This window comes from Caldicellulosiruptor sp. F32 (genome assembly GCF_000404025.1).
Taxonomy (GTDB): Bacteria; Bacillota; Thermoanaerobacteria; order Caldicellulosiruptorales; family Caldicellulosiruptoraceae; genus Caldicellulosiruptor; species Caldicellulosiruptor saccharolyticus.
The window spans coordinates 1-1,295 of the sequence record NZ_APGP01000019.1 but is presented as its reverse complement, the minus strand read 5'-3'; the positions used below and the strand labels follow the sequence as shown (position 1 = coordinate 1,295).

Here is a 1,295-nt window from a genome sequence, read left to right as displayed (position 1 = left end):
TATCTCAAACCCTTTTAGATAGTTACTTTAAAAGGGATTTAGAAGAGGCAATTTATATTGAATAAAAAATGCAAATTTTTAAAAGTTGAAATCAAATTCAAGCTATGAGTTTTTAAATTTTTGAAGTTTTTTATATGTAATAGATTTTTGAGACTTTGGTATAACAAAAGAAAGAATAAAAACAAGGAGTATACAAATTGCAGAGAGCAAGAAGTCAGAAAAAAGAGAGATATAGTTACGAGAGAACAAAGTATCATGGCCGAGTGAAGATTTAAGCTGGAAGATAGTTTGCTCTATAGTAACTCTTGAATGATAGAGTTTTTCGAACTGGATAGAGTTTTTGTTGATACCGGGGCAAAGTCGCAAGTTGGCATCTGGGTAGATGTAGCTATTTGGCCCGATTTAGAAGAAGTACAAGGCTCAGGGCAAGAGCAGGTGCGTTTATTATCTTTGAAAGAGGAGAGAGGACAGCGCCACTTAATTCTTTGCGAGCGATTTTTACCTTTGCACATACCTTCACATTTGAAAGGTAGATTGAATTTATTACAAATTGGAGTATCATCTGGTGAGATAGAGATATTGGGGTCAGAGGTAGGGGTATTAGAAGTAGATTTAGAGTTTCTGGGATTTAGAGGAATAATAGCTTTTGAGAAATTGAAGTCTTTGAATAAAGTGGAATAGATGGAATATGAGTCGAGTGCACTGTCAGCGATAAAAGTAGAGAAAGAGTCATTTGTGAAGTTATTTTTTAATGATATTAAAGCAGGGACAAGAGCTTTTGAGTCGGAGATAGTTTTAGACAAAGCAGGGTCGAGAGAATTATTGAAAGAATGAGCGGTAGCAGGGGAGATTACAAGAGGTATACCGAAGCCATTTGTGAGGATGGCAAATTTAAAGCTATAGCAGAAGTGACCATTGGCGAACATAAGTGAGAAAATAGGAGAAGCAGAAGCGAACTTGGGGAGGTTAGAATATGTAAGTGAATAGATGACAGATGTTTCGAGGTCAGAGTTTTGAGATTTAGTTTTTTTAAGTTGAGACTGGATAAATTTAGGGTTATTTTCTTTGAGCATAGGTTTAAGGGCAGTAGTATCGAAGATAATGGTAGAAGCGAGTTCAGGATTTAGCTGGGAAGATAGATTTTGAGCGTATTTTGCGATATTGTAGAATAGAGTTTCTATTTCAGAGCAAAAGAATTTTCTGAATCTTGAGAAGGTAGAGATAGAAGGGACTTTAATGAGGTTACAGAAGTTTCTAAGTTCAAAGGAGTTAAGGAGAACAGCACGGAGCTGAGT

2 protein-coding genes are annotated in these 1,295 nt (G+C 35.8%); both read left to right on the top strand.

Features of this window, described 5'->3' with window-relative positions:
* Positions 1 to 309 precede the first annotated feature (309 nt).
* Positions 310 to 681 carry a hypothetical protein gene (locus H964_RS12300; RefSeq protein WP_039764181.1) on the top strand — a complete coding sequence of 124 codons (372 nt, stop codon included), beginning with the start codon at positions 310 to 312 and terminating at the stop codon, positions 679 to 681.
* A complete protein-coding gene (locus H964_RS12295; RefSeq protein ID WP_156823651.1) occupies positions 682 to 834 on the top strand; it encodes a hypothetical protein in 153 nt (50 codons plus the stop codon).
* The last annotated feature ends 461 nt before the right edge of the window (positions 835 to 1,295 follow it).

Bases quoted from the DNA above. Each gene is read 5' to 3' on its own strand.
- H964_RS12300 (WP_039764181.1), top strand. From the start codon at position 310: ATGATAGAGTTTTTCGAACTGGATAGAGTTTTTGTTGATACCGGGGCA.
- H964_RS12295 (WP_156823651.1), top strand. From the start codon at position 682: ATGGAATATGAGTCGAGTGCACTGTCAGCGATAAAAGTAGAGAAAGAG.